We start from the raw sequence: 633 nt of genomic DNA, 5'->3' as shown, positions 1-633 counted from the left end.
GTGTGGCGGCGCCGCTTCCTCCGAGGGCGCCACCGTCGGCGCGTCTGAGCTCGCCTTCACCCCGGCCCCCGTGCGCGCCGGCGACTACCTGCTGGAGGTGGGCACCGCGGGCAGCACGCCGTTGCTCTTCCAGTGCATCGTCTATCCGCTGGCCCTGGCCGGCGGGGGACGCCTGACGCTGCGAGGTGGCACGCACCTGCCGCACAGCCCCAGCTTCCACTACGTGGCCACCGTCTGGCAGCCGGTGGCGCACGCGTATGGCCTGCCCGTGTTGCTGTCCCTGGTGCACGCCGGCTTCTACCCGGAGGGCGCGGGGGAGCTTGTCGCGGAGGTGGGGCCTCCGCAGGAGCCACCCCGGCTGGTGGAGCTGCCCGCGCGCGGCATGCTGCGCGAGGTCCGCGTGTCGTCCTTCACCGGCGGGCTGCCGTTCACCATCGCCGAGCGTCAGTCCCGGGCCGCCGTGGGGGCGCTGCGGGAGCGCGGCATCCTGGCGGAGGCGGACAACCGCCCGCTGGCGGTGACGCGCTCGGTGGGGACCGTGACGTTCGTGCTGGCCCAGTTCGAGCACACCATCGCGGGCTTCACCGCGCTGGGGGAGCGGGGCCGTCTCGCCGAGGACGTGGGGCGCGAGGG

The 633-nt window shown here is 75.0% G+C and carries 1 protein-coding gene; it reads left to right on the top strand.

Annotated elements, in window-relative coordinates; translation table 11 throughout:
* A partial coding sequence (locus tag G4D87_RS38450; RefSeq protein WP_163787674.1) for an RNA 3'-terminal phosphate cyclase occupies positions 1–633 on the top strand: 633 nt, incomplete at both ends.

Origin of the sequence: Myxococcus vastator, assembly GCF_010894475.1 — a bacterium.
Taxonomy (GTDB): Bacteria; Myxococcota; Myxococcia; order Myxococcales; family Myxococcaceae; genus Myxococcus; species Myxococcus vastator.
Note: the sequence above shows the minus strand (reverse complement) of the source record. Positions and strands in the feature narration are given on the sequence as shown.